Below are 491 nucleotides of genomic sequence, written 5' to 3'. Positions count from 1 at the left end.
GCGGCGGCGGTGACGGCTGGGAGTCGGGCGGCCACTACAAGCCCGGTTCCGGCGCGGGCACGGTCACCGAGACCGAGGGCTGCCAGTTCTCGCTGGACGGCACCAGCTTCTTCCCGTCCGTCAAGGTCGACGACCAGAACCTGAAGCCCACCGACGACGGCAAGGTCCACATCAAGGTCCGCACCGCGGGCGACGCGTCCACCTGCACCGCCTCGCTCGCCTCGTACATCGCGCACGGCCCGACCTTCGCCACCTCCGGCCAGCAGGTCTTCGTCGACTTCGACACGGTCACCGTGAAGAAGGGCCAGACCGACTCGCTCGACATCGCGGTGCCGGACGAGGGCTGCTTCGCGCAGATCGACCTCTACCGCGGCGCGGTCAAGTTCGACGGCAACCCCGCCGCCGGCGACGGCTTCGTCCACGGCGACCTGCCCAAGGGCCCCGACCACACGGTCATCAAGGACAAGCTGATCGCGGCCTGGAACGGCGGC

Annotated in this window: 1 pseudogene; it reads left to right on the top strand. The window is 69.9% G+C overall.

Annotated elements, in window-relative coordinates:
- Nucleotides 1-491: pseudogene (locus tag JHN45_RS52480) on the top strand (hypothetical protein); the annotation flags it as partial.

Origin of the sequence: Streptomyces sp. MBT53 (genome assembly GCF_016654115.1) — a bacterium.
In the GTDB taxonomy this organism is placed as follows: Bacteria; Actinomycetota; Actinomycetes; order Streptomycetales; family Streptomycetaceae; genus Streptomyces.
The sequence above is the reverse complement of the archived record's forward strand: the minus strand, read 5'-3'. Positions and strand labels throughout refer to the sequence as shown.